The 26,758-nt window shown below is 40.2% G+C and carries 27 protein-coding genes and 2 pseudogenes; all 29 read left to right on the top strand.

From position 1 onward, the window contains the following. Positions 1–56 precede the first annotated feature (56 nt). The 29 genes and pseudogenes from GOM48_RS02210 (at position 57) to GOM48_RS02345 (ending at position 26,715) form a co-directional block, all read left to right on the top strand. Positions 57–836 carry an alpha/beta hydrolase gene (locus tag GOM48_RS02210; protein ID WP_235098086.1) on the top strand — a complete coding sequence of 260 codons (780 nt, stop codon included), beginning with the start codon at positions 57–59 and terminating at the stop codon, positions 834–836. Between the two features lie 104 nt (positions 837–940). After that, positions 941–1,642 (top strand): M57 family metalloprotease, encoded by a 702-nt coding sequence (locus GOM48_RS02215; RefSeq protein ID WP_235098089.1) that lies wholly within the window; start codon positions 941–943, stop codon positions 1,640–1,642. 101 nt (positions 1,643–1,743) lie between these two features. Next, complete coding sequence (gene uvrC, locus GOM48_RS02220) at positions 1,744–3,591, top strand: excinuclease ABC subunit UvrC (protein ID WP_235098091.1); 1,848 nt, start codon at positions 1,744–1,746, stop codon at positions 3,589–3,591. Further along, positions 3,581–3,655, top strand: a pseudogene (locus GOM48_RS09895) (phosphoesterase); the annotation flags it as partial. The gene uvrC and the pseudogene GOM48_RS09895, both read left to right, overlap by 11 nt. Positions 3,656–3,749: 94 nt before the next feature. Further along, the gene (locus tag GOM48_RS02225; protein ID WP_235098093.1) at positions 3,750–5,147 is read left to right on the top strand and encodes an HNH endonuclease; all 1,398 of its coding nucleotides are present in this window, start codon (positions 3,750–3,752) and stop codon (positions 5,145–5,147) included. Continuing rightward, positions 5,144–6,934, top strand: coding sequence for an AAA family ATPase (locus GOM48_RS02230; protein ID WP_235098095.1), 1,791 nt, complete (start codon positions 5,144–5,146; stop codon positions 6,932–6,934). Before GOM48_RS02225 ends, GOM48_RS02230 begins: the two co-directional genes overlap by 4 nt. Before the next feature lie 66 nt (positions 6,935–7,000). After that, the gene (locus tag GOM48_RS02235) at positions 7,001–7,846 is read left to right on the top strand and encodes a metallophosphoesterase family protein (protein WP_235098097.1); all 846 of its coding nucleotides are present in this window, start codon (positions 7,001–7,003) and stop codon (positions 7,844–7,846) included. Between the two features lie 151 nt (positions 7,847–7,997). Beyond that, entirely contained in the window at positions 7,998–8,522 is a 525-nt protein-coding gene (locus GOM48_RS02240; RefSeq protein WP_000720917.1) for a hypothetical protein, read from the top strand. Positions 8,523–8,707: 185 nt separating this feature from the next. Continuing rightward, entirely contained in the window at positions 8,708–9,313 is a 606-nt protein-coding gene (locus GOM48_RS02245) for a nitroreductase family protein (RefSeq protein WP_131200184.1), read from the top strand. 12 nt (positions 9,314–9,325) lie between these two features. Further along, positions 9,326–10,726, top strand: a complete 1,401-nt coding sequence (gene pepV, locus GOM48_RS02250) for a dipeptidase PepV (protein ID WP_235098099.1) — start codon at positions 9,326–9,328, stop codon at positions 10,724–10,726. A 53-nt stretch (positions 10,727–10,779) separates the two neighbouring features. Then, complete coding sequence (locus GOM48_RS02255) at positions 10,780–11,364, top strand: uracil-DNA glycosylase family protein (RefSeq protein ID WP_235098101.1); 585 nt, start codon at positions 10,780–10,782, stop codon at positions 11,362–11,364. A 12-nt stretch (positions 11,365–11,376) separates the two neighbouring features. After that, positions 11,377–11,868: a prolyl-tRNA synthetase associated domain-containing protein gene (locus tag GOM48_RS02260; RefSeq protein WP_235098103.1), complete on the top strand. Its 492-nt coding sequence runs from the start codon at positions 11,377–11,379 to the stop codon at positions 11,866–11,868. Positions 11,869–11,889: 21 nt separating this feature from the next. Further along, entirely contained in the window at positions 11,890–12,177 is a 288-nt protein-coding gene (locus GOM48_RS02265; RefSeq protein WP_235098723.1) for a rhodanese-like domain-containing protein, read from the top strand. Positions 12,178–12,361: 184 nt separating this feature from the next. Further along, entirely contained in the window at positions 12,362–13,687 is a 1,326-nt protein-coding gene (gene brnQ / locus GOM48_RS02270; RefSeq protein ID WP_084946357.1) for a branched-chain amino acid transport system II carrier protein, read from the top strand. Positions 13,688–13,787: 100 nt separating this feature from the next. Further along, positions 13,788–14,825: a M42 family metallopeptidase gene (locus GOM48_RS02275; RefSeq protein ID WP_235098106.1), complete on the top strand. Its 1,038-nt coding sequence runs from the start codon at positions 13,788–13,790 to the stop codon at positions 14,823–14,825. Between the two features lies 1 nt (position 14,826). Further along, positions 14,827–15,288: an HIT family protein gene (locus GOM48_RS02280; protein ID WP_235098108.1), complete on the top strand. Its 462-nt coding sequence runs from the start codon at positions 14,827–14,829 to the stop codon at positions 15,286–15,288. A gap of 15 nt (positions 15,289–15,303) precedes the next feature. After that, positions 15,304–16,020 (top strand): LD-carboxypeptidase LdcB/DacB, encoded by a 717-nt coding sequence (gene ldcB / locus GOM48_RS02285; protein ID WP_061453363.1) that lies wholly within the window; start codon positions 15,304–15,306, stop codon positions 16,018–16,020. A 122-nt stretch (positions 16,021–16,142) separates the two neighbouring features. Continuing rightward, a complete protein-coding gene (gene rplK / locus GOM48_RS02290) occupies positions 16,143–16,568 on the top strand; it encodes a 50S ribosomal protein L11 (protein WP_001085808.1) in 426 nt (141 codons plus the stop codon). 96 nt (positions 16,569–16,664) lie between these two features. Beyond that, positions 16,665–17,354 (top strand): 50S ribosomal protein L1, encoded by a 690-nt coding sequence (gene rplA, locus GOM48_RS02295; RefSeq protein WP_001085675.1) that lies wholly within the window; start codon positions 16,665–16,667, stop codon positions 17,352–17,354. Positions 17,355–17,427: 73 nt separating this feature from the next. After that, positions 17,428–17,864: pseudogene (locus tag GOM48_RS02300) on the top strand (GNAT family N-acetyltransferase). A 118-nt stretch (positions 17,865–17,982) separates the two neighbouring features. Further along, positions 17,983–18,495 carry an adenine phosphoribosyltransferase gene (locus GOM48_RS02305; protein ID WP_235098110.1) on the top strand — a complete coding sequence of 171 codons (513 nt, stop codon included), beginning with the start codon at positions 17,983–17,985 and terminating at the stop codon, positions 18,493–18,495. 186 nt (positions 18,496–18,681) lie between these two features. Then, the gene (gene metA / locus GOM48_RS02310; RefSeq protein ID WP_235098112.1) at positions 18,682–19,626 is read left to right on the top strand and encodes a homoserine O-acetyltransferase MetA; all 945 of its coding nucleotides are present in this window, start codon (positions 18,682–18,684) and stop codon (positions 19,624–19,626) included. A gap of 8 nt (positions 19,627–19,634) precedes the next feature. After that, positions 19,635–20,312 (top strand): DnaD domain-containing protein, encoded by a 678-nt coding sequence (locus tag GOM48_RS02315; protein WP_235098114.1) that lies wholly within the window; start codon positions 19,635–19,637, stop codon positions 20,310–20,312. Between the two features lie 96 nt (positions 20,313–20,408). Continuing rightward, positions 20,409–21,167, top strand: a complete 759-nt coding sequence (gene tpiA / locus GOM48_RS02320; protein WP_000087893.1) for a triose-phosphate isomerase — start codon at positions 20,409–20,411, stop codon at positions 21,165–21,167. Positions 21,168–21,346: 179 nt separating this feature from the next. After that, positions 21,347–23,083, top strand: coding sequence for an ABC transporter ATP-binding protein (locus GOM48_RS02325; protein WP_235098115.1), 1,737 nt, complete (start codon positions 21,347–21,349; stop codon positions 23,081–23,083). Between the two features lie 8 nt (positions 23,084–23,091). Then, a complete protein-coding gene (locus tag GOM48_RS02330) occupies positions 23,092–24,873 on the top strand; it encodes an ABC transporter ATP-binding protein (protein WP_235098117.1) in 1,782 nt (593 codons plus the stop codon). 149 nt (positions 24,874–25,022) lie between these two features. Next, entirely contained in the window at positions 25,023–25,541 is a 519-nt protein-coding gene (locus tag GOM48_RS02335; RefSeq protein ID WP_000229891.1) for a Dps family protein, read from the top strand. A 209-nt stretch (positions 25,542–25,750) separates the two neighbouring features. Continuing rightward, positions 25,751–26,089 (top strand): zinc ribbon domain-containing protein YjdM, encoded by a 339-nt coding sequence (locus tag GOM48_RS02340; protein WP_001061600.1) that lies wholly within the window; start codon positions 25,751–25,753, stop codon positions 26,087–26,089. Positions 26,090–26,091: 2 nt separating this feature from the next. After that, complete coding sequence (locus GOM48_RS02345) at positions 26,092–26,715, top strand: Pr6Pr family membrane protein (protein ID WP_000775202.1); 624 nt, start codon at positions 26,092–26,094, stop codon at positions 26,713–26,715. Positions 26,716–26,758: the final 43 nt, after the last annotated feature.

Raw genomic sequence — 26,758 nt, forward strand, 5'->3', positions numbered from 1 at the left:
TACAGAAAAAGTCGAATTTCGGCTTTTTCTTATAGAATAGTATAAAGGAGAAAACCATGGCAGTTATGAATATTGAGTATTACTCAGAAGTTTTGGATATGGAGTGGGGCGTTACCGTACTCTATCCAGATGCTAGTCGGGTGACTGAACCAGGTTGCACAGATATTCCTGTTCTTTATCTTTTGCACGGAATGTCGGGAAATCAAAATAGCTGGCTCAAGAGAACCAATGTCGAGCGTTTGTTGCGCGGGACTAATCTCATTGTCATCATGCCCAATACTAGCAATGGCTGGTACACAGATACCCAGTACGGTTTTAACTACTTTACTGCTCTAGCAGAAGAGTTGCCTCAGGTTATGAAACGTTTCTTCCCCAATATGACCAGCAAGCGAGAAAAGACCTTCATTGCTGGTCTCTCCATGGGTGGCTACGGTTCCTTTAAGCTGGCTCTCGCAACTGATCGTTTTTCTCATGCGGCTAGTTTTTCTGGTGCGCTCAGTTTTCAAGAATTTTCTCCTGAAAGTCAGGATCTGGGCTCTCTTGCCTACTGGAGAGGAGTTTTTGGAGAGATCAAAGATTGGACAGCTAGCCCTCATTCGCTTGAAAGCATAGCTGCAAAATCCGATAAAAATACCAAACTATGGGCTTGGTGTGGGGAGCAAGACTATCTCTACTCTGCAAATAATCTCGCAGTGAAAAACCTCAAAAAACTTGGTTTTGAGGTGACCTATAGTCATAGTCCAGGTAAGCACGAGTGGTACTACTGGGAAAAACAATTGGAGCGTTTTTTAGCTACATTACCAATTGACTTTGTTTTGGAAGAGCGCTTATCTTAGTTTTAGATTTCTTTCAGCTTTCTTCAGTAAAATAGAGAATCTATCTTGAACAAGTAGAATGTGATTTCAAGATAGGTTCTTATTTTTATGAAAGGTGGAGCGTCATGTTCTGGATTATTCGATTATTGTTCCGATTTCTGTTGGGAATTTGGCGTTTCTTCTGGCGTCTGGTTTGGACTGTGGTCATTCTACTGCTCATTGCCTTTGGAGTGGTTTGGTATCTGACAGGTGATTTTCATTCTGCGGTCAATCAGGTTGAAAAAATGAGTAAGATTGGTCAAGGTGGTTGGAATCAGTGGAAGGAGACGGGAACTCTGGAAGTCTTGTCTCAGACAGACAGTCACCAACATGCAGAAGGCAAGTGGGTTCAGGCCTCAGCTCGCATCTATATTGAACCTCAAATGGATGAGACCTTCCAAGCTGCCTATGCAGAAGCCATAAAAAACTGGAATCAAACGGGAGCCTTTACCTTTGAGGTCGTTGCGGATCCTAGCCAGGCAGATATTGTGGCAAGTGAGATGAATGATGGATCGACTGCTGTAGCAGGTCAAGCTGAGAGTCAAACCAATTTGTTAACCAATCAATTTATATCTGTAACGGTTCGCCTGAATCACTATTATCTATCCAATCCAAACTATGGTTATTCTTATGAACGGATCGTGCACACGGCGGAGCACGAGCTGGGGCATGCCATCGGATTGGATCACACCAACGAGACTTCTGTTATGCAGCCGGCAGGTTCCTACTATGGAATTCAGCCGCAGGATGTGACAGCTGTTCAAGAACTCTATACCAGTAGCGACTAGGTGAAGTCGGTGCAATCTTAAAAGAAATCAAAGCTCCTCCAACAAGTGATTGGTGGGGCTTTTTGTTCGTCCTGTTATGGCCTTTTTGCTATAATGGAACTATGAATAACTTGATCAAATCAAAACTAGAGCTCCTGCCAACCAGCCCTGGTTGCTACATTCACAAAGACAAAAACGGCACCATTATCTATGTAGGAAAGGCTAAAAATCTGCGCAACCGTGTGCGGTCCTATTTCCGTGGCAGTCATGATACCAAGACAGAGGCTCTGGTGTCTGAAATTGTGGATTTTGAATTTATCGTCACTGAGTCTAATATTGAGGCACTTCTCCTAGAAATCAACCTGATCAAGGAAAATAAGCCCAAGTACAATATCATGCTCAAGGATGACAAGTCTTATCCCTTCATCAAAATCACCAATGAGCGTTATCCTCGTTTGATTATCACCCGTCAAGTCAAAAAGGACGGAGGTCTTTATTTTGGCCCCTATCCAGATGTGGGGGCAGCTAATGAAATCAAGCGACTCTTGGATCGAATTTTCCCTTTTCGCAAGTGTACCAACCCGCCCTCTAAAGTCTGTTTTTATTACCACATCGGTCAATGTATGGCCCACACCATCTGTCAGAAAAATGAGGCCTATTTCAAGTCCATGGCTCAGGAGGTTTCTGATTTCCTAAAAGGACAGGATGACAAAATCATCGATGACCTCAAGGGGAAGATGGCAAAGGCAGCTCAAAGTATGGAGTTTGAACGTGCGGCGGAATACCGTGACCTGATTCAGGCCATTGGAACGCTTCGGACCAAGCAAAGGGTCATGGCGAAAGATTTGCAAAATCGGGATGTCTTTGGCTACTATGTGGATAAGGGCTGGATGTGTGTTCAGGTTTTCTTTGTCCGTCAAGGCAAGCTCATCGAGCGCGACGTCAACCTCTTCCCTTATTACAATGATCCGGATGAGGACTTCTTGACCTACGTGGGACAATTTTATCAAGAAAAATCCCACCTGGTTCCCAATGAAGTATTGATTCCGCAGGATATCGATGAAGAAGCCGTTGAGGCCTTGGTGGATACTAAGATTTTCAAGCCCCAACGTGGAGAGAAAAAACAACTGGTCAATTTAGCTATAAAGAATGCCCGTGTTAGTCTGGAGCAGAAATTTAACCTGCTAGAAAAATCTGTCGAAAAGACCCAAGGGGCTATTGAAAATCTAGGACGCTTGCTCCAAATACCGACTCCAGTCCGCATCGAGTCCTTCGATAACTCTAATATCATGGGAACTAGCCCTGTTTCAGCTATGGTGGTCTTTGTCAATGGCAAACCGAGTAAGAAGGATTACCGTAAGTACAAGATAAAAACGGTTGTCGGTCCAGATGACTATGCTAGTATGCGTGAGGTTATTCGCAGACGTTATGGTCGAGTACAACGAGAAGGTTTGACCCCACCAGATTTGATTGTCATTGATGGGGGACAAGGTCAGGTCAATATCGCTAAGCAGGTCATCCAAGAAGAGCTGGGGTTGGATATTCCCATTGCTGGGCTGCAAAAAAATGATAAGCACCAAACCCATGAGTTGCTCTTTGGAGATCCACTGGAAGTGGTGGAGCTGTCTCGCAATTCTCAGGAATTTTTCCTCCTCCAACGCATCCAGGATGAGGTGCACCGCTTTGCTATCACCTTCCACCGCCAACTGCGCTCAAAAAATTCCTTTTCTTCACAACTGGATGGGATTGAAGGATTGGGGCCTAAACGTAAGCAGAATCTTATGAAACATTTCAAGTCTCTAACTAAAATCAAGGAAGCCAGTGTGGATGAAATTGTCGAAGTTGGTGTGCCAAGGGCAGTCGCAGAAGCTGTTCAGAGAAAGTTGAACCCTCAGGGAGAAGTGGAATTGGCTCAAGTAGCAGAAGAGAGTGTAGATTACCAAACGGAAGGAAATCACCATGAACAATAAAATCGCAATTTTATCAGATATTCATGGCAATGTGACTGCATTAGAAGCAGTGATTGCAGAATCTTCGGCAGATTTAGGTGGTTAATATATAAACAAAAGGCCGTAAAAACGGTCTTTTGTGGTATAATTATGATTAAACTAAGCTTTAGAGGTGAAAAATGATTCCGATAAAAAAGAGCAATTCTAAACAAGTATATGAATTTTGTCGTGATATTTATGAGAAATTACCAGAAAAAGACGAATTAGATATGTTAATTTTTAAGAATTTTGGATCTCACAATGGATTGGAAGACTATTTTACACAACAAGATAGAGCCTTTCTAAAACTTATGATGGCGGACTACTCTACCTTACTAAAAGTAAAGGAAAAAATAGATAGCTCATCTGATGTTGAATGGGTTTTTAAAATACATGTGGAGAAATTTTCTGATTTGGTTAATCAAATTTATAGTCATTTAAAAAACGATTTTATAGAAAAGTGTGATAAGGAAATTAAGCAGTTAAAAATAGGGCATATTAGAGGAGTAAGTACTAGTATTAATCTGAAAAGAATATTATCATATGAGACTGATGATAATCTAGATAAAATTCGAAAAAAGAAAAATTTGACTGATAATATACGGATTATTGTTGATAGAACAAAGAATACAAGAGAATTTATCGACTTGATTAAGAAGAATTTAAAATCTGAATTCTTAAAGGACTTTGAAGATATATTTCCGGATAAAATGGATACTTTGGTCGAAATGATGAGCTCGAAAAAATCGTTTAATGATTTAGTGCAGAGTTACAAGTTTGATGGAATTCATACTAAAAAATCTCATATAGTATTGAAGGATTATGTTGTTGAACGATACAAAGAAAAGTTGGAATCCTATTATAATAAAATAGACAAAAAAGAGTTAGTTCGCATAACTGGTGTCACAGTTTGTCCATATTGTAATAGAAATTTTATAAATGTAACCGAGGAAGCTAATACAAGTCAGTTAGACCATTTTTTCCCTAAGAATGAATATCCTCTATTCGCTTTATGTTTTTACAATCTGATTCCTTCTTGTTATGGTTGTAATAATAAAAAGAGTACGAGTAAATTTTATATCTCTCCCTATGATGAAAGTATAACTGATATTGATGAATTGTTGAAATTTTCTTTGAATATAAAGTCTGCAGATTTTATTAATAATTCAGAAAGTATTGATATTATAATCAAGGATGACATATCGGAAGAGGAGTTAAAACAATTAGAAAGCAAGGATAAATTAAGTGTTAGACAGAAATTATTGAAAGACAAATATGTGATTGATACAAGAAGTTTATATAAACTACACACAGATGTTGTCCAAGAATTATTGTGGAAGCAGGAAGTTTATAGTAATAGCTATAAAATTAAGTTAGAAGAAATTTTAGCTACGTCCGATAAAAAGTTTTCAAAATATGAGATAGATAGAATGATAGTTGGTTATTATACAGACAAAGAAAATTATGGGAAAAGACCACTTTCAAAAATGGTTACAGATATTAGCAAAGAAATTGGACTACTAGGGGAAGAGGAATGAAATTAATTGCTTTGGTGATTAAACAGTATGATGAGCTTTTTAAGAATCAGATTTTTAATTTTTCAGACGAATATAAAGTTGATTTTAACTTTGAAACAAATAAATTAAAAATTGATAAAAATCTAGACTATATTGAAAATTTTTATGGAGACTCTATTTATAATATTTCGCCAATTGTAGGGATAAATGGGATTGGGAAAACAACAGTTTTAAACATAATTAGTGGCTATTCACCAGCTAAACGCGAGCAAGACTCTGATAATCAATATTTCTTCCTTTTTGAAATAGGAAAACAAGAAGACAAAGTAAGATTTAAGGTTTCTTCCAATAATTTATCTGTTGCAACACTACAAGAATATTGGGGCCAGACTTTTTACAGGAATCAAGATGGAAGTTTTGATTGTGATCCAGAAGGTTATGATGTGACTCGAAATATATTATACGTTAATTTGCCAAGTAAAGGCAAAGGAGGAGTTATTGAATCTCGGACAACGTTGAATCAAAAAGGATTAGCAATGTTTATACATTCATATTTGTGGTTAAGCGATCGTAACATTATTAGTTCAGTTTTATCTTGTTCATTAGATATTAGTACTTATGGTTTAAAAGATAATACTAACTCAATTCCGAGAGGGATAAAAGCCATAGGATTTTTAATATATAAGTCCATACATAATATTTTTTATGAAGAAGATGAATTTATAAAGAAACTATTATCTGAATCTTTATTAGATGAATGCGAAAAATATTTAAAGGAAGATGTTTCTGATTATGAGGACTCTGGATTTAATTTACTTTTAGATATAGTAAAAGAATTAAACCAAAATGAAGTAAAGGAGGAAGAAAATAAATTAAAGGATGAAACAAGAAAAGTAAAAAAAGATTATGTAGAATCAATAATTGATATAGTTAATATTTTTAGAGAAATCCGAGAAAATGGTTCTTTAATTGATAATAAATCTTCTTCAATTTTGTTAAAATACTCGAATAATAATAGATCTTTATTTGAAGAACTTAATGACAGACTATTTCAGCATACAAAATCGAAAAAATTAGTAGATAAGTTTTGTTATGATTTAAATGAAAACTTTAATAATTATTATTTGTTAAAAGAGACTCCTGATTATCATATGTCAACTGGGGAAGGGAACCTAATTGAAATATTTTCACAACTTTATACGTATCTATATATGCATGAAGAAAGTTCCGAGGATATTATACTGCTAGTTGATGAATTAGAATCGGGAATGCACTTAGAATGGTCTAGGAGATTAATTAAAATTCTGATTAATAATCTTTCTGAAATATTGGAAGACGAGGGAAAGGGTAGAAAGATCCAACTCATCTTTACAACTCACTCTCCCTATATGTTATCTGATATTAAACCAGGAAATGTGATTATGATTGAAAAAAATCAAGAAACGGGATATTCAGAAGGGAAAGTTTTACAAAATACTTTCGCTAAAAATATACAAGAAATCATGAAGGAAAATTTGATTGATAACATTTATGGTGATTTTGCCTTAGCAAAGATTAATTCTATGATTGAAAGACTTAATGGAGAAGAGGAGCAGGAAGGAAATGAAGAAGAACTATTAAAAGAAATTCATTTGATCAGCGAGCCTATTCTTCGTAATAAATTATTAGAGATGTATGATAAGAAATACAATACCTCAGAATTTAGTATTGAAAAACAACTGCAGAAGTTGAATCTTAATGAGGAACAGCGTGAGCAGGTCAGAGCAATGATTAAAGAAAATATAAGTAACGCCGATGCGGATAAATAAGTTTGTAAATAAATAGTTTGAATTATCAATACAATCATTTGAAAATGAACAATAGAAAGTAATAATATGAAACACAGAATCGCGATTTTATCTGATATACACGGGAATACCACAGCCTTGAAGGCAGTTCTGTCAGATGCTAAAAGACAGGAAGCGACAGAATATTGGCTTCTAGGGGATATTTTTCTCCCTGGTCCTGGGGAAAATGATTTGCTAGCCTTGCTAAAAGACCTTCCTATCACAGCGACTGTCCGTGGAAACTGGGATGATTGTGTCTTGGAGGCCTTAGATGGGCAATATGGTTTGGAAGATCTACAGGAAGTCCAGCTCTTGCGTATGACCCAGTTTTTAATGGAGCGAATGGCTCCCGATCAGATCGCTTGGCTACGAAGCTTGCCTTTGCTGGAAAAGAAAGAAGTTGACGGATTGCGCTTTTCTCTTTCTCATAATTTGCCTGATAAGAACTATGGAGGAGACTTGCTGGTTGACAATGATACGGAGAAATTTGACCAACTGCTAGATAATGAAACGGACGTGGCAGTCTATGGTCATGTTCATAAGCAGTTGCTTCGTTATGGAAGCCGAGGGCAACAAATCATCAATCCAGGTACGATTGGCATGCCCTATTTTGATTGGGAGGCGTTAAAAAATCACCGTGCCCAGTATGCCGTGATAGAAGTGGAAGATGGGGAATTGGTCAATATCCATTTTCGTAAAGTCGCTTATGATTATGAAGCGGAGCTAGAATTGGCCAAGTCCAAGGGTCTTCCCTTTATCGAAATGTATGAAGAGCTACGACGAGAAGACAACTATCGGGGGCACAATCTGGAACTTTTAGCTAGTTTAATCGAAAAGCACGGGTATGTAGAGGATGTAAAGACCTATTTTGATTTCTTGCAAAGTGAGAAATAAAATGGACGCCCTTAATTTGAAGTGAGGTTTGTAGTCGAATCGCTTAGAAAAGAGTCAGACAATAAGGAAGAAAAGATGGCTTAGCTAAAGTTTGACATTGAAATTATTTTGTTATACAATGAACTTAATTCTTAATAAAAAGGAGAACATTATGAAGAAAATTATTACAGCCAGTATGGCTCTTTTATCTGTTGTTGTTTTAGCAGCATGTTCAGGGAAAACAACGTCTGATTCTTCGACTAAGACTTCAAGCTCTGTAGAACAAACTTCTTCTTCAGAGACTTCATCAACAACGTCTAGTTCAAAGACAGAAAATAATGAGGTTGTTTTGATCACCGATGAAGAAATTGACAATGCTAAAACTGTTGGAGATGTGAAGAAAGTCTTTGGTAAATTAGTCGACAATTATAAAAAGCATGCAGTTGAAATTGGGGAAAAAATTCCAGAGAGTGGAAAAGAAGCATATAACGCCCAAGTTGAACCAGCGCTTAAGTCTATGGAGACTGTAAGAGAGTCATTTAACGAAAGCCTTTCAAGTATTGGTTCTGATGATACAGTAGTGCCAGAACAAACTCGTACTCTATTTGTTCAACAGTTGAAAACTGGACGTGACACAATGAAGAAAGCGCTGGAAGCGGCTTATAAAGCAATTGCTCCATACACATCTGGTCAATAATATAAGAAAGTAGGTGTTCGATCACCTGCTTTTTGATTGCTTCAAATCTAAAGCGATACCTACTTAAAGAGCTCCAAATTAATAGCAGAGAGTTTGAAAGAAGTACTAACTCTATGAAAAATCCCTGCAAGCTCTTTCAAAATATGGTAGAATGGAAGCAGTAGAATTAGAAAAGGAAATCGATTATGAAATTTCTTGAATTAAATAAAAAACGTCATGCGACCAAGCATTTCACTGATCAGCCGGTGGATCCCAAAGATGTTCGCACAGCTATTGAAATCGCAACCTTGGCCCCAAGCGCTCACAACAGCCAGCCTTGGAAATTTGTGGTGGTTCGTGAGAAAAATGCTGAATTGGCAAAATTGGCTTATGGTTCGAACTTTGAGCAGGTATCAGCAGCACCTGTAACCATTGCCTTGTTTACAGACACAGATTTGGCTAAACGTGCCCGTAAGATTGCCAGAGTTGGTGGTGCTAATAACTTTTCTGAAGAGCAACTTCAATACTTTATGAAGAATTTGCCTGCTGAATTTGCGCGTTATAGTGAACAACAAGTCAGCGACTACCTAGCCCTCAATGCAGGTTTGGTTGCCATGAACTTGGTTTTGGCTCTGACAGATCAGGGAATTGGTTCTAACATTATTCTTGGATTTGACAAATCAAAAGCCAACGAAGTTTTGGATATCGAAGACCGTTTCCGTCCAGAACTCTTGATTACGGTAGGTTACACAGACGAAAAATTGGAACCAAGCTACCGCTTGCCAGTGGATGAAATTATCGAGAAAAGATAGAAAGAAGAAAAAATGACAGCAATTGATTTTACAGCAGAAGTAGAAAAACGCAAAGAAGACCTCTTGGCTGACTTGTTTAGCCTTTTGGAAATCAACTCAGAACGTGATGATAGTAAGGCTGATGCGCAGCATCCCTTTGGACCTGGTCCAGTAAAAGCCTTGGAAAAATTCCTTGAAATCGCAGACCGCGATGGCTATCCAACTAAGAATGTCGATAACTACGCAGGACATTTTGAGTTTGGTGAAGGAGAAGAAGTTCTCGGAATCTTTGCCCACATGGACGTGGTGCCAGCTGGTAGCGGTTGGGACACGGACCCTTACACACCAACTATCAAAGACGGTCGCCTTTATGCGCGTGGAGCTTCAGATGACAAGGGGCCTACAACAGCTTGTTACTATGGCTTGAAAATCATCAAAGAATTGGGCCTTCCAACTTCTAAGAAAGTTCGTTTCATCGTCGGAACAGACGAAGAATCAGGCTGGGCAGACATGGACTACTACTTTGAACATGTAGGACTTGAAAAACCAGACTTCGGTTTCTCTCCAGACGCTGAGTTTCCAATCATCAATGGTGAAAAAGGAAACATCACTGAATACCTCCACTTTGCAGGTGAAAATACTGGCGCAGCTCGTCTTCACAGTTTTACAGGTGGCTTGCGTGAAAACATGGTACCTGAATCAGCGACAGCAGTCGTTTCAGGTGACTTGGATAACTTGCAAGCGAAACTAGATGCCTTTGTTGCTGAACACAAACTCAGAGGAGAGATCAAAGAAGAAGCTGGCAAATACAAGGTGACCATCATTGGTAAATCAGCTCATGGTGCTATGCCTGCTTCAGGTGTCAATGGAGCTACTTACCTAGCACTCTTCCTCAACCAATTTAACTTTGCTGGACCAGCCAAAGACTACCTCGACATCGCTGGTAAGATTCTCTTGAATGACCATGAGGGTGAAAATCTCAAGGTTGCTCATGTGGATGAAAAAATGGGTGCCCTTTCTATGAATGCAGGTGTTTTCCGCTTCGATGAAACAAGTGCTGACAATACGATTGCCCTCAACTTCCGCTATCCAAAAGGAACAAGCCCAGAGCAAATCAAATCAGTTCTTGAAAACTTACCAGTTGCTTCTGTTAGCCTCTCTGAACATGGTCACACCCCTCACTATGTGCCAATGGAAGATCCACTTGTGCAAACCTTGTTGAATGTCTATGAAAAACAAACTGGACTTCAAGGTCATGAACAAGTCATCGGTGGTGGTACCTTCGGTCGCTTGCTGGAACGTGGAGTTGCCTACGGTGCCATGTTCCCGGACTCAATCGACACCATGCACCAAGCCAACGAATTTATCGCCTTGGACGATCTCTTCCGAGCAGCAGCAATCTATGCTGAAGCTATTTATGAATTGATCAAATAAAACGATAGAAGTCTGAGATTTTATGCTTGGACTTCTTTTTGGAGGGAAAACAGATGTCTCAAATCGAAGAGATCAAACAAGCCATTATGGCGGATCCACAGAATACCAGTTATACAGAACGCGGAATCGAACCTCTCTTTGCGGCGCCAAAGACTGCTCGCATCAATATTGTCGGACAAGCTCCGGGCTTTAAAACGCAAGAAGCTGGGATTTACTGGAAGGATAAGAGCGGCGATCGCTTGCGAGATTGGTTAGGTGTAGATGAAGACACCTTTTACAATTCAGGGTTGTTTGCAGTTATTCCTATGGACTTTTATTTCCCAGGACATGGGAAATCAGGCGACCTTCCACCCCGTAAAGGCTTTGCCGAAAAATGGCACCCACAACTCCTCAAGGAATGTCCAAATATTGAATTAACTCTTTTGATTGGACAATATGCTCAGGCCTATTATCTTCATGAGAAGGTTAGTGGCAAGGTAACAGAGCGAGTAAAATGCTACAAAGACTATTTGCCAGAGTATTTTCCTTTAGTTCACCCGTCACCACGAAATCAAATCTGGATGGCCAAAAATCCTTGGTTTGAGGTAGAAGTGGTGCCAGAGTTGCAAGCATTGGTACAAAAGATTATTCATCAATAAAGGAGAAAAACTATGGACGCTTATCAACAAGTAGCTAATACCTTGCAAGAGTTGGGAATCACCTTTGATGTGGTGGAGCACCCACCTGTATTTACGACAGAGCAGGCAGATAGCTATATTGAAGGAATGGAAGGAGTCCGGACTAAGTCCATGTTTTTGACCAATAGGAAGAAAACCCAGTACTATCTACTCATAATGGATGACAAGAAACGATTGGATATGGATGACTTTAAAGTTCAAGTGGGAGCTAATCGGATTCGCATGGCTTCAGCAGATTCTTTGGCTGAGAAAATGAACCTGTCAGCAGGGACGGTGTCACCTTTTGGTTTGTTGAATAATGCAGAAAAAGATATTCAGGTATACTTTGACAAAGATATTTTGTCAGAAGAGATCATGACTTTCCATCCCAATACCAATGAAAAGACTATTTTTATTAAAACCCAAGACTTGTTCCGATTTTTAGAGTCGATTGGATTTACCTATGGGGTTTTAATCTTGCCTTAATGGCATCAAAAAGAAGAAATGATGAAAGAAATAGCCTTCGACGCATTTTACCAGCTCTATCAGAAAGAGTCCCTTTCAGTCTTAGATGTTAGAGAAGTAGAAGAGTTCGAGCCGCTTCATTTAGAAGGTGCTCAGAATTTTCCTCTCAGTCAACTAGCGGATACTTATGATCAGTTGGACAAGGACCTCTTGCATTATGTCATCTGTAAGTCGGGCATTCGTTCAGCTCGTGCTTGCCAATTTTTAGAGGAGCATGGATACAAGGTCATCAATGTTCAAGGTGGAATGACGGCCTTTGAAAATCTTTAAACCTATATGGAGATAGATCCTAATCTTCCCTTGCTCGGTTCCAACTGAGTGAGGGATTTTGTTTTTAGATAATTCTTATTTTTAAAAATATTGAAAACATTCAATGATTAATTTTGGATACTTTTTTCAGAGTCTTAATCATGGTATACTAGGTCAGTATTTTAGAAATATGAAGGAGATTATTATGGCTAAAAAAGGTGCCCTAACAGGCTTGCTCCTGTTTGGAATATTTTTTGGTGCGGGAAACTTGATTTTTCCACCTTCTCTAGGTGCTTTATCTGGAGAACAGTTTCTTCCTGCCATCGCAGGTTTTGTCTTTTCAGGTGTCGGTATTGCCGTCTTGACACTTATTATTGGAACTCTAAACCCTAAAGGATACATTCACGAGATTTCTAAGAAAATCTCACCTTGGTTTGCAACTCTTTATCTTGCAGTTCTCTATCTATCGATTGGTCCCTTCTTTGCTATTCCGCGTACAGCTACAACAGCTTACGAAGTTGGGATTAGCCCCCTCTTGTCTGAAGCAAATAAAGGTCTAGGATTGATTATCTTTACTGTGCTGTATTTTGCAGCAGCCTATCTGATTTCACTCAATCCATCAAAGATTTTGGATCGAATCGGACGTATCTTAACGCCAGTTTTTGCCTTGTTGATCGTTATCTTGGTTGTACTGGGAGCTTTCAAATACGGTGGAACAAGTCCTCAAACTGCGTCAGCTGCTTATCAAGCTTCTGCCTTTGGTACAGGATTCCTAGAAGGTTATAATACCTTGGATGCCCTTGCTTCAGTTGCCTTTAGTGTGATTGCAGTTCAAACCTTGAAACAACTTGGATTCTCCAGTAAGAAAGAGTATATTTCAACTATTTGGGTTGTTGGTATCGTTGTAGCTCTTGCTTTCAGCGCCCTCTACATTGGTTTAGGATTCCTTGGAAATCATTTCCCGGTACCAGCAGAAGTGATGAAGGGTGGAACACCAGGTGTTTATATCTTGTCACAAGCAACTCAGGAAATCTTTGGTTCAACAGCTCAACTCTTCCTTGCTGTTATGGTAACTGTAACCTGCTTCACAACGACAGTTGGCTTGATTGTGTCGACAGCAGAGTTCTTTAACGGACGTTTCCCACAAATCAGCTACAAGGTCTATGCAACTGCCTTTACCTTGATTGGGTTTGCTATTGCAAATCTTGGTCTTGATGCAATCATTAAGTACTCAGTGCCAGTACTGGTAATCTTGTACCCAATCACCATCGCCATTGTGATGATCGTGATTGTTAATAAGTTTGTAGCCCTATCAAAACCAGGCATGCAGTTAACTATTGGGCTTGTTACAGCTATTGCTCTTGCAAGTGTCCTTGGAACTTCCTTTAAGATTGAGTTTCTAGAAAATCTGATTAATGCCCTTCCGTTTGCAGCTGCCTCTCTTCCATGGCTAGTGCCAGCTATTATCGGAATCTTGCTTTCATTGGTTCTACCAAACAAGCAAGAAAGCGATGTTTTTGAAATGGAATAAAAAATAGAAATCACTTTTGTAAGTCAACTCTACAGGAGTGATTTTTCTTTTTTCCTCTCTACTGAAATGTGCTATAATAGGTAGCAAAAGAGGTGAAGAAATGAATCAAACTGTAGAATATATCAAAGAACTAACCGCTATTGCATCTCCAACAGGCTTTACTCGTGAGATCTCAGATTATCTAGTCCATACTTTAGAGAAACTTGGCTACCAGCCAGTTCGTACAGCCAAGGGTGGTGTCAATGTGACCATTAAAGGTCAAAATGATGAACAACAACGCTATGTGACAGCCCATGTGGATACGCTGGGTGCTATTGTTCGTGCAGTCAAACCGGATGGCCGTCTCAAATTGGACCGTATCGGTGGTTTTCCTTGGAACATGATTGAGGGGGAAAACTGTACGGTTCATGTGGCTAGCACAGGTAAAAAGGTATCTGGAACCATCCTCATCCACCAGACTTCTTGCCATGTCTACAAAGATGCAGGAACTGCTGAACGTATGCAGGACAATATGGAAGTGCGTTTGGATGCAAAAGTGACCAATGAAAAAGAAACCCGCGTCATGGGTATTGAGGTCGGTGATTTTATCAGCTTTGACCCGCGAACTGTCGTGACAGAGACTGGTTTTATCAAGTCACGTCACTTGGACGACAAAGTCAGTGCAGCGATTTTGCTCAATCTTCTTCGTGTTTATAAGGAAGAGGGAATTGAGTTGCCAGTAACAACTCATTTTGCTTTTTCAGTCTTTGAAGAGGTTGGCCATGGTGCTAACTCCAATATTCCTGCTCAGGTAGTGGAATATCTGGCTGTAGATATGGGAGCTATGGGCGATGACCAGCAGACGGATGAGTATACAGTGTCTATCTGTGTCAAGGACGCTTCAGGTCCCTATCACTACGACTTCCGTCAACACTTGGTAGCTTTGGCGAAGGAGAAAGATATTCCATTTAAGCTCGACATTTATCCATTTTACGGTTCGGATGCTTCGGCAGCTATGTCAGCAGGAGCAGAGGTCAAACATGCCCTCCTTGGAGCTGGTATTGAATCCAGTCACTCTTACGAACGAACACACATTGATTCAGTAGTGGCGACAGAGCGTATGGTAGACGCCTATCTCAAGAGCACCTTGGTGGACTAATATGTGCTTAATTTGTCAAAGAATTGAATGGATCAAGGCAGGGGAAAATCCCTACTTTGTAAAAGAACTAGAAACAGGCTATGTGGTCATTGGAGACCATCAATACTTTAAGGGTTATACCTTATTTCTAGCAAAAGAGCATGTCACAGAACTTCACTATATGGAGACTTCTGAAAAACTTCGTTTTCTAGAGGAAATGAGTTTGGTCCAAGAAGCTGTTGCCAAAGCGTTTAAAGCTGAAAAGATGAACATCGAACTGCTAGGAAATGGAGATGCCCACGCTCACTGGCACCTCTTTCCAAGACGGTCAGGTGATATGAAGGGTCATGGGCTTAATGGCCGTGGTCCAGTCTGGTGGGTGCCCTGGGAAGAAATGGCAGCAGAAGAATGCCAAGTGAAATCCCATGAGTTGGAACAAATGATTAAAGCCTTATCCGATGAACTAGAGAAGTATGTGGTTTAAGAGAGGAAGAAAAAAATGAAAAAAAGATACATCGTTTTATCTGGTTTGCTGGCAGTAACCCTAGCAGCATGTTCTCAAGAAAAACCTAAAAATGAAGAAAACACTCAAAAAACGGAACAAACTAGTCAACCTGAAGGAACTGTAGGGAGCAAGTCTCAAGCTTCTAGTCAGAAGAAGGCAGAAGTTGTCAATAAGGGAGATTACTATAGTATTCAAGGGAAGTACGATGAAATCGTCATAGCTAATAAGCACTATCCTTTGTCAAAAGACTATAATCCAGGAGAAAATCCAACAGCTAAAGCAGAGTTGCTGAAGCTCATTGCAGCAATGCAAGCAGCTGGCTATCCAATCAGTGATCACTACAGTGGTTTTAGAAGTTATGAAACTCAAACCAAACTTTATCAAGACTATGTGAATCAAGACGGTAAGGAAGCAGCAGATCGCTACTCAGCTCGACCAGGTTATAGTGAACACCAAACGGGTCTTGCTTTTGATTTGATTGGGACTAACGGAGAGTTAGTGACAGAGGAGAAGGCGGCCCAGTGGCTCTTGGACCATGCAGCTGACTATGGCTTTGTTGTTCGCTATCTCAAAGGCAAGGAAAAAGAGACTGGCTACATGGCGGAAGAATGGCATCTTCGCTACGTCGGAAAAGAAGCCAAAGAAATTGCTGCAAGTGGTCTCAGTTTGGAAGAGTACTATGGCTTTGAAGGTGGAGATTATGTCGATTAAAAAAGTAATTTTTCTCTTGCATTTTTAGATAAATAGTGTATAATGGAAAGGTATGTGTAAAGCATACTTGTGGGAGGTAAAAATCTTACATTACCGCCAAAACCACAAAGGAGGATTTAAAAATGGCTAAAAAAGTCGAAAAACTTGTAAAATTGCAAATCCCTGCTGGTAAAGCTACACCAGCTCCACCGGTTGGACCTGCTCTTGGTCAAGCTGGTATCAACATCATGGGATTCACAAAAGAGTTCAACGCTCGTACAGCTGACCAAGCTGGTATGATCATTCCAGTTGTTATCTCAGTATACGAAGACAAATCATTTACTTTCGTTACAAAAACACCACCAGCTGCTGTTCTTTTGAAAAAAGCTGCAGGTGTTGAAAAAGGATCAGGTACACCTAACAAAACTAAAGTTGCTACAGTTACTCGTGCACAAGTACAAGAAATTGCAGAAACTAAGATGCCAGATTTGAACGCAGCAAACATTGAGTCTGCAATGCGTATGATCGAAGGTACTGCTCGTTCTATGGGATTCACTGTTGTTGACTAATCAATAACACCCCAATATAACCCGCAAGACTTCATCATTTCGAGAAGTGACGTGGGAGATGAAAATCGATTGAACCACTTACAAGGAGAATAGAAAATGGCTAAAAAAAGCAAACAACTTCGTGCTGCTCTTGAGAAAATCGACAGCACAAAAGCATACAGTGTAGAAGAAGCTGTAGCACTTGCAAAAGAAACTAACTTTGCAAAATTTGACGCAACTGTGGAAGTTGCTTACAACTTGAACATCGACGTAAAAAAAGCTGACCAACAAATCCGTGGCGCAATGGTATTGCCAAACGGTACTGGTAAAACTTCACGCGTTCTTGTTTTTGCACGTGGTGCAAAAGCTGAAGAAGCAAAAGCTGCTGGTGCAGACTTCGTTGGTGAAGATGATCTTGTTGCGAAAATCAACGACGGTTGGTTGGACTTTGACGTAGTTATCGCTACACCTGACATGATGGCTCTTGTTGGACGTCTAGGACGTGTCCTTGGACCACGTAACTTGATGCCAAACCCTAAAACTGGTACTGTAACAATGGATGTTGCTAAAGCAGTTGAAGAGTCTAAAGGTGGTAAAATCACTTACCGTGCTGACCGTGCAGGTAACGTTCAAGCAATCATCGGTAAAGTATCATTTGAAGCTGAAAAATTGGTTGAAAACTTTAAAGCTTTCAACGAAACAATCCAAAAAGCAAAACCAGCTACAGCTAAAGGAACTTACGTAACAAACTTGACAATCACAACTACTCAAGGTGTTGGTATCAAGGTTGACGTGAACTCACTTTAATCAACTAAAATCTCTGGCTTCGGTCAGAGTTTTTTTATTCAAATCTATCAACAAAGGATTGGAGGAAATAAAATTGTTGAGAGAAGCTGTACAGGAGGATTTATTTGAGTTATTAAATCTCTACCTGTCCTTACATGAGAAAGATATCCCAGAAGATAGTCTTCATTTGCAGCAAGTATGGAGTGAGATGATTTCCGACCAGCGCCATCATGTTATCGTGAAAGAGGTGGAAGGAAGAATAGTCTCCTCCTGTATTTGTATCATTATTCCCAACTTGACAAGAGGTGTGAGCCCTATGCTTTGATAGAAAATGTGGTGACCCGAGAAGAAGATAGAGGGAAAGGGTATGCAAGTGCCTGTCTTGAATATGCTAAACAGATAGCTAAAGAGGAAAATTGTTATAAGATGATGCTCCTGACAGGTTCTAAAAATGCAAGTATTCGGAATTTTTATAAGGGAGCTGGTTATAATAGTGAAGATAAAACAGCCTATATTCAGTGGTTGGATTAAAACTTGAATCTTAAATCAGCAGGACGAAATCTTGGATTAGCAAATAAAAATCTTCTATTTCTTCTTTCACAGAAAATATGGTATAATAGAGAGTAAAAACTTTGAAAGAAAGAAAAAGATGAATTTAAAAGATTATATCGCAACGATTGAAAATTATCCCAAGGAAGGCATCACCTTCCGTGATATCAGCCCTTTGATGGCAGATGGAAATGCTTATAGCTATGCAGTTCGTGAAATCGTTCAGTATGCAACGGACAAGAAAATCGACATGATCGTGGGACCAGAAGCTCGTGGATTTATTGTCGGCTGTCCCGTTGCCTTTGAGTTGGGAATTGGATTTGCTCCTGTTCGTAAACCAGGGAAATTGCCACGTGAAGTGATTTCTGCTGACTATGAAAAAGAGTATGGTATTGATACCTTGACCATGCACGCTGATGCGATCAAGCCAGGCCATCGTGTTCTCATCGTAGATGATCTTTTGGCAACAGGTGGAACTGTCAAGGCAACGATTGAGATGATTGAAAGACTTGGTGGAGTTGTAGCCGGTTGTGCTTTCTTGATTGAGTTGGATGAGCTTAAAGGCCGTGAAAAAATCGGAGATTACGATTACAAGGTACTTATGCATTATTAATGAAAAACAGTCCTTGGGGCTGTTTTCTCTTCCTTTGCTATATAAATTAACTATAGCTAGTTAGAGAAAAACTATAATTGAAAACTATATCTTCATACAGTATAATAAAGGGAAGAAGTATTTGGAGGTTTTTACTTTCAAACAGACAAGATCATTCCCGAAATAAAGAACTGTTAGGAGGGTATTATGCCGATTCGAATTGATAAAAAATTACCAGCTGTGGAGATTTTAAGGACAGAAAATATCTTTGTTATGGACGACCAACGGGCTGCTCATCAGGATATTCGCCCCTTGAAGATTTTGATTTTAAATCTCATGCCTCAAAAAATGGTAACAGAAACGCAACTCTTACGGCATTTGGCTAATACCCCTTTGCAATTAGATATTGATTTCTTATATATGGAAACACACCGTTCCAAGACAACCCGTGCCGAACATATGGAAACCTTCTATAAGACCTTTCCAGAGGTCAAGGATGACTTTTTTGATGGAATGATTATCACAGGAGCACCAGTGGAGCACTTGCCTTTTGAGGAGGTGGACTACTGGGAGGAGTTTAAACAGGTCATCGAATGGTCCAAGACGCATGTTTTTTCTACCCTGCATATCTGCTGGGGTGCTCAAGCAGGTCTTTATGCTCGCTATGGAGTTGAAAAACACCAGATGGAGCAGAAATTGTCAGGCATTTACCCGCAGGATACCTTGAAAGAGGGCCATCTTCTCTTTCGTGGTTTTGATGATAGCTATGTAGCTCCCCATTCTCGTCATACAGAAATCTATAAGGAAGAGATACTAGGAAAAACCAATCTGGAAATCCTCTCTGAGGGAGAACAAGTCGGCGTTTCAATTTTAGCCAGTCGGGATCTTCGGGAGATTTATAGTTTTGGTCATTTAGAATATGACCGTGATACTCTAGCAAAAGAGTATTTTCGTGATTATGAGGCAGGACTTAATCCTCACATTCCAGAAAATTACTTCAAAAATGATGATGTGAATGAGACACCGTGTCTCTGTTGGTCTTCATCAGCTGCCCTCTTTTTCAGTAACTGGGTTAATTATGCTGTTTATCAGGAAACTCCCTTTGACTGGAAAAAGGTAGAGGACGATGCGGCTTCATTTGGATATTTATAAGAGGAATTATGACATATTTTGACGCTTTTAAATCAGGGAACTTGGTCTTGCCAAGTGCCCTGCTCTTGCATTTTAAGGAACTCTTTCCTTCCAGTGATGATTTTCTCGTCTGGCAATTTTTCTATCTACAAAATACATCTGCCTTGGATGAGCTGTCGCCAAGCCAAATCGCAGAAACTATTGGAAAAGAACTTTCAGATGTCAACCAATCCATTTCAAATTTGACTGAAAATGGGCTACTACAATACCGAACGATTGAACTAAATGGGGAGATTGAGCTTATTTTTGATGCTAGTTTGGCTTTTGAACGCTTGGATAGCTTGCTGGACAGCCAAACTCCAGCTACAACTACCCCAAATCCGCAAAATCAATTGAAGGATTTGGTTGAGACTTTTCAGCAGGAATTGGGACGCTTGCTAACGCCGTTTGAAATCGAAGATCTTTCCAAGACTGTCAAAGAAGACGGAATCAAGGCGGATTTGATCAAAGAAGCTCTCCGAGAGGCTGTTCTAAATGGCAAACCAAACTGGAAATATATTCAGGCTATCCTTCGGAATTGGCGCCATGAAGGCATCCAGTCTGTGGCCCAAGTGGAAGCTAAACGAGCTGAGAGAGAAGCAAACAATCCTAAACAAGTTCAAGCTTCAGCTGATTTTCTCGATGCCATGAATTTGTGGCAAGATTAGTCGCTTGAAAAATCTTGAAAATTAGAGTAAGGTTTGCAAGCTCTTTATAAATATGATAAAATAATAGAAAATAAAATGAAAAAAGAGGTATGTGAAATGTCACGTAAACCATTTATCGCTGGTAACTGGAAAATGAACAAAAATCCAGAAGAAGCAAAAGCATTCGTTGAAGCCGTTGCATCAAAACTTCCTTCATCAGACCTTGTTGAAGCAGGTATCGCAGCTCCTGCTCTTGACTTGACAACTGTTCTTGCTGCTGCTAAAGGTTCAAACCTTAAAGTTGCTGCTCAAAACTGCTACTTTGAAAATGCAGGTGCTTTCACTGGTGAAACAAGCCCACAAGTTTTGAAAGAAATCGGTACAGACTACGTTGTTATCGGTCACTCAGAACGTCGTGACTACTTCCATGAAACTGACGAAGATATCAACAAAAAAGCAAAAGCAATCTTTGCAAATGGTATGCTTCCAATCATCTGTTGTGGTGAGTCACTTGAAACTTACGAAGCTGGTAAAGCAGCTGAATTCGTAGGTGCTCAAGTATCTGCTGCTTTGGCAGGATTGACTGCTGAACAAGTTGCTGCATCAGTTATCGCTTATGAGCCAATCTGGGCTATCGGTACTGGTAAATCAGCTTCACAAGACGACGCACAAAAAATGTGTAAAGTGGTTCGTGACGTTGTAGCGGCTGACTTTGGTCAAGAAGTTGCTGACAAAGTTCGTGTTCAATACGGTGGTTCAGTTAAACCTGAAAACGTTGCTTCATACATGGCTTGCCCAGATGTGGATGGTGCCCTTGTTGGTGGAGCATCACTTGAAGCTGAAAGCTTCTTGGCATTGCTTGATTTTGTAAAATAATCTAGGTTATTCCAGACAGACAGTCGAAAGTACTAGGTGACTTTGACTGCCTGTCTTGTTTTTATTTGGGGCATTCTTGTGAAAGAGGGAGTTTTCTAGATTAGGAAAGTTCCTTAGGGAAAGAAAGGCGTGCGGATGCGCGCTCTTTTCTGTATCAAAAAGTTATGAAAGGAGGAGTTATGCTCTATATTTGGTCTTATTTGAAAAAATATCCCAAGTGGTTATTCTTGGATTTCTTTGGAGCGGTTTTCTTTGTTATCGTCAATCTTGGACTGCCAACTGTTCTGGCTCGGATGATTGATGAAGGTGTGAATAAAGGGAATGAAGATCAGTTGTATGTTTGGGCTGCTATCATGCTGGTGATTATCCTATGTGGAACCTTGGGGCGTATAGTCTTGGCCTACGCAGCTAGCAAGCTGACGACCAATATGGTCAAGGATATGAGGGATGATCTCTATGCCAAATTACAAGAGTATTCTCATCATGAATATGAAAAGATAGGAGTATCATCACTGGTTACTCGTATCACCAGTGATGCCTTTGTTCTCATGCAGTTTGCAGAACAGACCTTAAAACTGGGTGTCATCACTCCCATGATGATGTTGTCTAGTATTTTAATGATCTTTTTGACCAGCCCGTCATTAGCTTGGATAGTAGCTTTTGCAGTACCTTTCTTGGCTGTGGTGGTCATTTATGTTGCTATTAAAACTCGCCCTTTATCCGAGAAACAGCAGGCTACCTTAGACAAGATCAATCAATACGCTAGAGAAAATCTGATGGGACTCCGTGTCATTCGTGCCTTTGCTCGTGAGGAATTCCAAGAGGAACGCTTTGCAGGGCAAAATGCGGTCTATGCAGCTAATTCCAATCGTCTGTTTAAACTAACTGGTTTAACGGAACCCTTGTTTGTTCAGATTATCATTGCCATGATAGTGGCTATTGTCTGGTTTGCTCTGGATCCTATCAAACAAGGTTCTCTTCAAATTGGGGATCTGGTAGCCTTTATCGAATATAGTTTTCACGCTCTCTTGTCCTTCCTTTTTTTATCTAGCCTCTTCACCATGTACCCTCGTACAGCCGTTTCGAGTGAGCGCTTGAAAGAAGTCATGGAGATGCCAATCTCTATTGATCCAAATGAAGGAGGTGTTAGAGAGACAGCAACCCATGGCTATTTGAAATTTGAAAATGTCACCTTTGCCTATCCTGGTGAGACGGAGAATCCTGTTTTGCACAACATTTCGTTCTGCGCCAAACCAGGTGAAACCATTGCTTTTATCGGATCGACCGGATCTGGTAAGTCTTCTCTTGTGCAATTGATTCCTCGTTTTTACGATGTTACCCTTGGGAAAATCAAAGTAGATGGTGTCGATGTGAGGGATTATCGACTTAAGTCTCTCCGTAAAAAGATTGGTTTTATTCCACAGAAGGCCTTACTCTTTACTGGAACCATCGCTGAGAATATTCGCTATGGGAAAGAAGACGCTAGTTCTGCAGACTTAAATCAGGCAGCAGACGTGGCGCAAGCCAAAGAGTTTATCGATAGCCGAGACGAAGGCTTTGCGACCCATCTAGCTGAAGGCGGAAGCAATCTTTCTGGAGGACAGAAACAACGCCTATCAATTGCCAGAGCGGTTATAAAGAATCCTGATATCTATATTTTTGACGATTCCTTTTCAGCCCTGGACTATCGTACGGATGCCGTTTTACGTCGTCGTCTCAAGGAAGTAACACAGAATGCAACGGTTTTAATTGTCGCTCAACGTGTCGGAACCATCATGGATGCGGATCAGATCATCGTTCTTGATAAGGGGGAAATCGTGGGTCGCGGTCGCCATGAGGAATTGATGGAAACCAATGACATCTATCGTGAAATTGCTGAGTCGCAGTTGAAAAATGCATCTCTAACAGAAGAATAGGAGGAAATATGAAAACACAATCTAGTTTAGCTCGTTTGTGGAGTTATTTAAAAGCTTACCGTTTTTCTGTCTTCTTTGCAGTCTTTCTAAAAGTTTTGAGTGTGGTCATGAGTGTCTTGGAGCCTTTTGTCTTGGGGCTGGCCATTACGGAGTTGACAAAAAACCTCTTAGACATGGCTAAGGGCCTTTCAGGTGCTGGTATCAATACTGGCTACATCGGAACTGTTTTAATCATTTACCTCTTTAGAGGTCTCTTGTATGAACTTGGTTCTTATTATTCCAACTATTTCATGACCAATGCGGTCCAGTCCATGACTCAGGATCTGCGAAATGAAATGACCGAGAAAATCAATCGTATCCCAGTATCTTTCTTTGACAAACACCAGTTTGGTGATTTATTGGGACGATTTACCAGTGACGTTGAGACAGTGTCCAACGCTCTTCAACAGTCTTTCCTACAAATTGTCAATGCTGTTCTAACGATTGTTCTCGTCATGGGAATGGTTTTATACTTGAACTTTCAACTGGCTATAGTGGTGATTCTATCCATTCCAGTGACCTATTTTGGTGCCAGAAGCATCCTGAAACGTTCTCAGCCTTATTTTAAAGAGCAGGCGGCTATTTTAGGACGGATGAATGGCTATGTGCAGGAAAATCTTACAGGTTTTAATGTCTTGAAACTCTACGGTCGTGAGGAATCCTCTCATAAAGAATTTTCTAAGATTACAGACGACCTCCAACGTGTTGGCTTTAAAGCCAGCTTTATCTCTGGGCTCATGATGCCAGCCCTTCATGCTGTATCGGACTTGACCTATCTGATCGTTGCAGTTCTTGGTGGTTTGCAAGTGATTGCGGGTCGCTTGACAGTGGGGAATATGCAGGCCTTTGTTCAGTACGTTTGGCAGGTCAGCCAGCCTATCCAAAACATCACACAACTTGCGGGTCAAATGCAAAGTGCTAAGTCTTCGCTAGACCGCATCTTCGAGATCTTGGATGAGACAGAGGAAGTCAAGGGAGAAGAACTCGAAATCCTTGAACCCTTAACAGGTCAGGTGACCTTCCAACATGTTGACTTCCAGTATGTTGAAAACAAACCATTGATTCGAGACTTTAATCTAGAAGTTCAACCGGGAGAGATGGTGGCGATTGTTGGTCCTACTGGAGCTGGTAAGACGACCTTGATCAATCTGCTTATGCGCTTTTACGATGTCACAGCAGGCGCAATCTTGGTTGACGGGCAGGATATTCGCCAGTTGTCACGTCAAGACTATCGCCGTCAGTTTGGGATGGTCTTGCAGGATGCTTGGCTATATGAAGGTACGATCAAAGAAAACCTACGTTTTGGAAATCTTGACGCCAGTGACGAGGAAATAATAGAAGCTGCCAAAGCAGCAAATGTAGACCACTTTATCCGAACTCTTCCTGGCGGTTACAACATGGAGATGAACCAAGAGTCAAGCAATATTTCCCTCGGGCAAAAACAACTTTTGACCATCGCGCGTGCCCTCCTAGCCAATCCTAAAATTCTCATTCTGGATGAAGCAACTTCCTCTGTTGACACCCGTTTGGAACTCTTGATTCAAAAAGCCATGAAACGCTTGATGAAGGGAAGAACCAGCTTTGTTATCGCTCACCGTCTCTCTACCATTCAAGAAGCAGACAAGATTCTCGTTCTTAAGGATGGACAGATTATTGAGCAGGGAAATCATGAAAGCTTGCTCCAAGCAAAAGGTTTTTATTATGACCTGTATCAAAGCCAATTTTCAAGTAAATCCGAGCAAGTCGGCTAATTAAAACTGCCCAGACTATTCTTAAATTATCAGTCTATTACAACTTTTCTCAGATAGTACATTTTCCTTGATATCATTTTCTGGTAGTAGTATACTTGTATTATAGCTACTGTGAAGTGGTTATAAAAAAATGAAAAGAGGTAAGAAATATGGTTGAATTGAAAAAAGAAGCAGTAAAAGACGTTACAACATTATCTAAAACAGCGCCAGTAGCATTGGCAAAAACAAAGGAAGTATTGAACCAAGCAGTAGCGGACTTGTATGTGGCTCACATTGCCCTTCACCAAGTTCACTGGTATATGCGTGGTCGTGGTTTCCTCGTATGGCATCCAAAAATGGATGAATACATGGATAGCCTTGATGGCTATCTTGACGAAATCAGTGAACGTTTGATCACCCTTGGTGGAAAACCTTATTCAACTTTGACAGAATTCCTTCAACACAGTGAAATCGAAGAAGAAGAAGGAGAATTCCGTAACGTTGAAGAAAGCTTGGAACGTGTTCTAGCGATTTATCGCTACCTCATCGCTCTTTTCCAAAATGCTTTGGATGTGACTGATGAAGAAGGTGATGATGTTACAAACGATATCTTTGTTGGTGCTAAGGCTGAACTTGAAAAAACAGTTTGGATGATTGCAGCAGAACTTGGACAAGCTCCTGGTTTGTAAGATATAGTTGCTACCCCTTTTATCATGAGGTGCTTGATAAGTGCCTATGATCAATCATCTTTTAAAAGTCATGTAACTGTAAAAAGTTGCATGATTTTTTGTCTGCTGGACTTAGGACACATTGTCAAAAGTAGGATTTTACGGTATAATAGTTGCTGTTCGAGAAATTTTGATTTTCAAAGAATAGTGAAATGTTATAAGGAGAACCTATGAACAATTTACCAAATTGCCCAAAATGTAATTCAGAATATGTCTACGAAGACGGAAGTCTCTTGGTCTGCCCAGAGTGTGCCTATGAGTGGAACCCTGCAGAAGTTGCAGAAGTAGAAGAAGGTGTTGTTGCTATCGATGCCAATGGAAATAAATTGGCTGACGGCGATACTGTAACCCTTATCAAGGACTTGAAAGTAAAAGGTGCGCCAAAGGATTTGAAACAAGGGACTCGCGTTAAAAATATCCGTATCGTAGAAGGTGACCACAATATCGACTGTAAGATTGATGGTTTTGGAGCTATGAAACTCAAGTCAGAGTTTGTTAAGAAAATCTAGCCATGAAACTGAATTATAAATTTATCTTTTATAGTCGTGTGCTCTTGTTCTTAGCGGCATTTACAGGAGTTTATTTAGAGATTACCAAGCACGGTGGCTTTGGAATGCTCCTTTACTACACAGTATTGTCCAATCTTTTGGTAACGATTTTCACGGGTTATCTGCTTCGTGTTATGAGTCGCTCAGGTGAAAATTGGCAAAGTCCGACCTTGCTTCGTCTCAAGGGTGGCGTTACCATGAGTATCATGATTACCTGTGTGATTTACCATTTTATGCTTGCTCCGATTGCGACAGATTTTTACCGTGTGGAAAATTTCCTTTGTCACTATATCGTTCCACTCTGGTTTTTAGCAGACACCCTCTTCTTTGATAAACAGGGTCAATACAAGATCTGGGATCCAGTCTTGTGGACTATCTTGCCCTTGGTTTATATGATTTTTGCCTTGTTCAATGGCTTGGTCTTAAAACTCAATATTCCGAATTCCAAGGACAATCCCTTCCCTTATTTCTTTTTAAATGTGAACAAGGGTTGGGACGTGGTTATCAAATGGTGTTTGATCATTTTTGCGGCGTATATGGTTGCAGGCTTTATCTTCTATCTGATCAAGCAAATCAAGCGAAAATAGTCTTCCTATTAGGAAAGTTAGGACGGAGTCTCTAGTTCAATCG

Origin of the sequence: Streptococcus oralis, assembly GCF_021497885.1 — a bacterium.
Lineage (GTDB): Bacteria > Bacillota > Bacilli > Lactobacillales > Streptococcaceae > Streptococcus > Streptococcus oralis_BQ.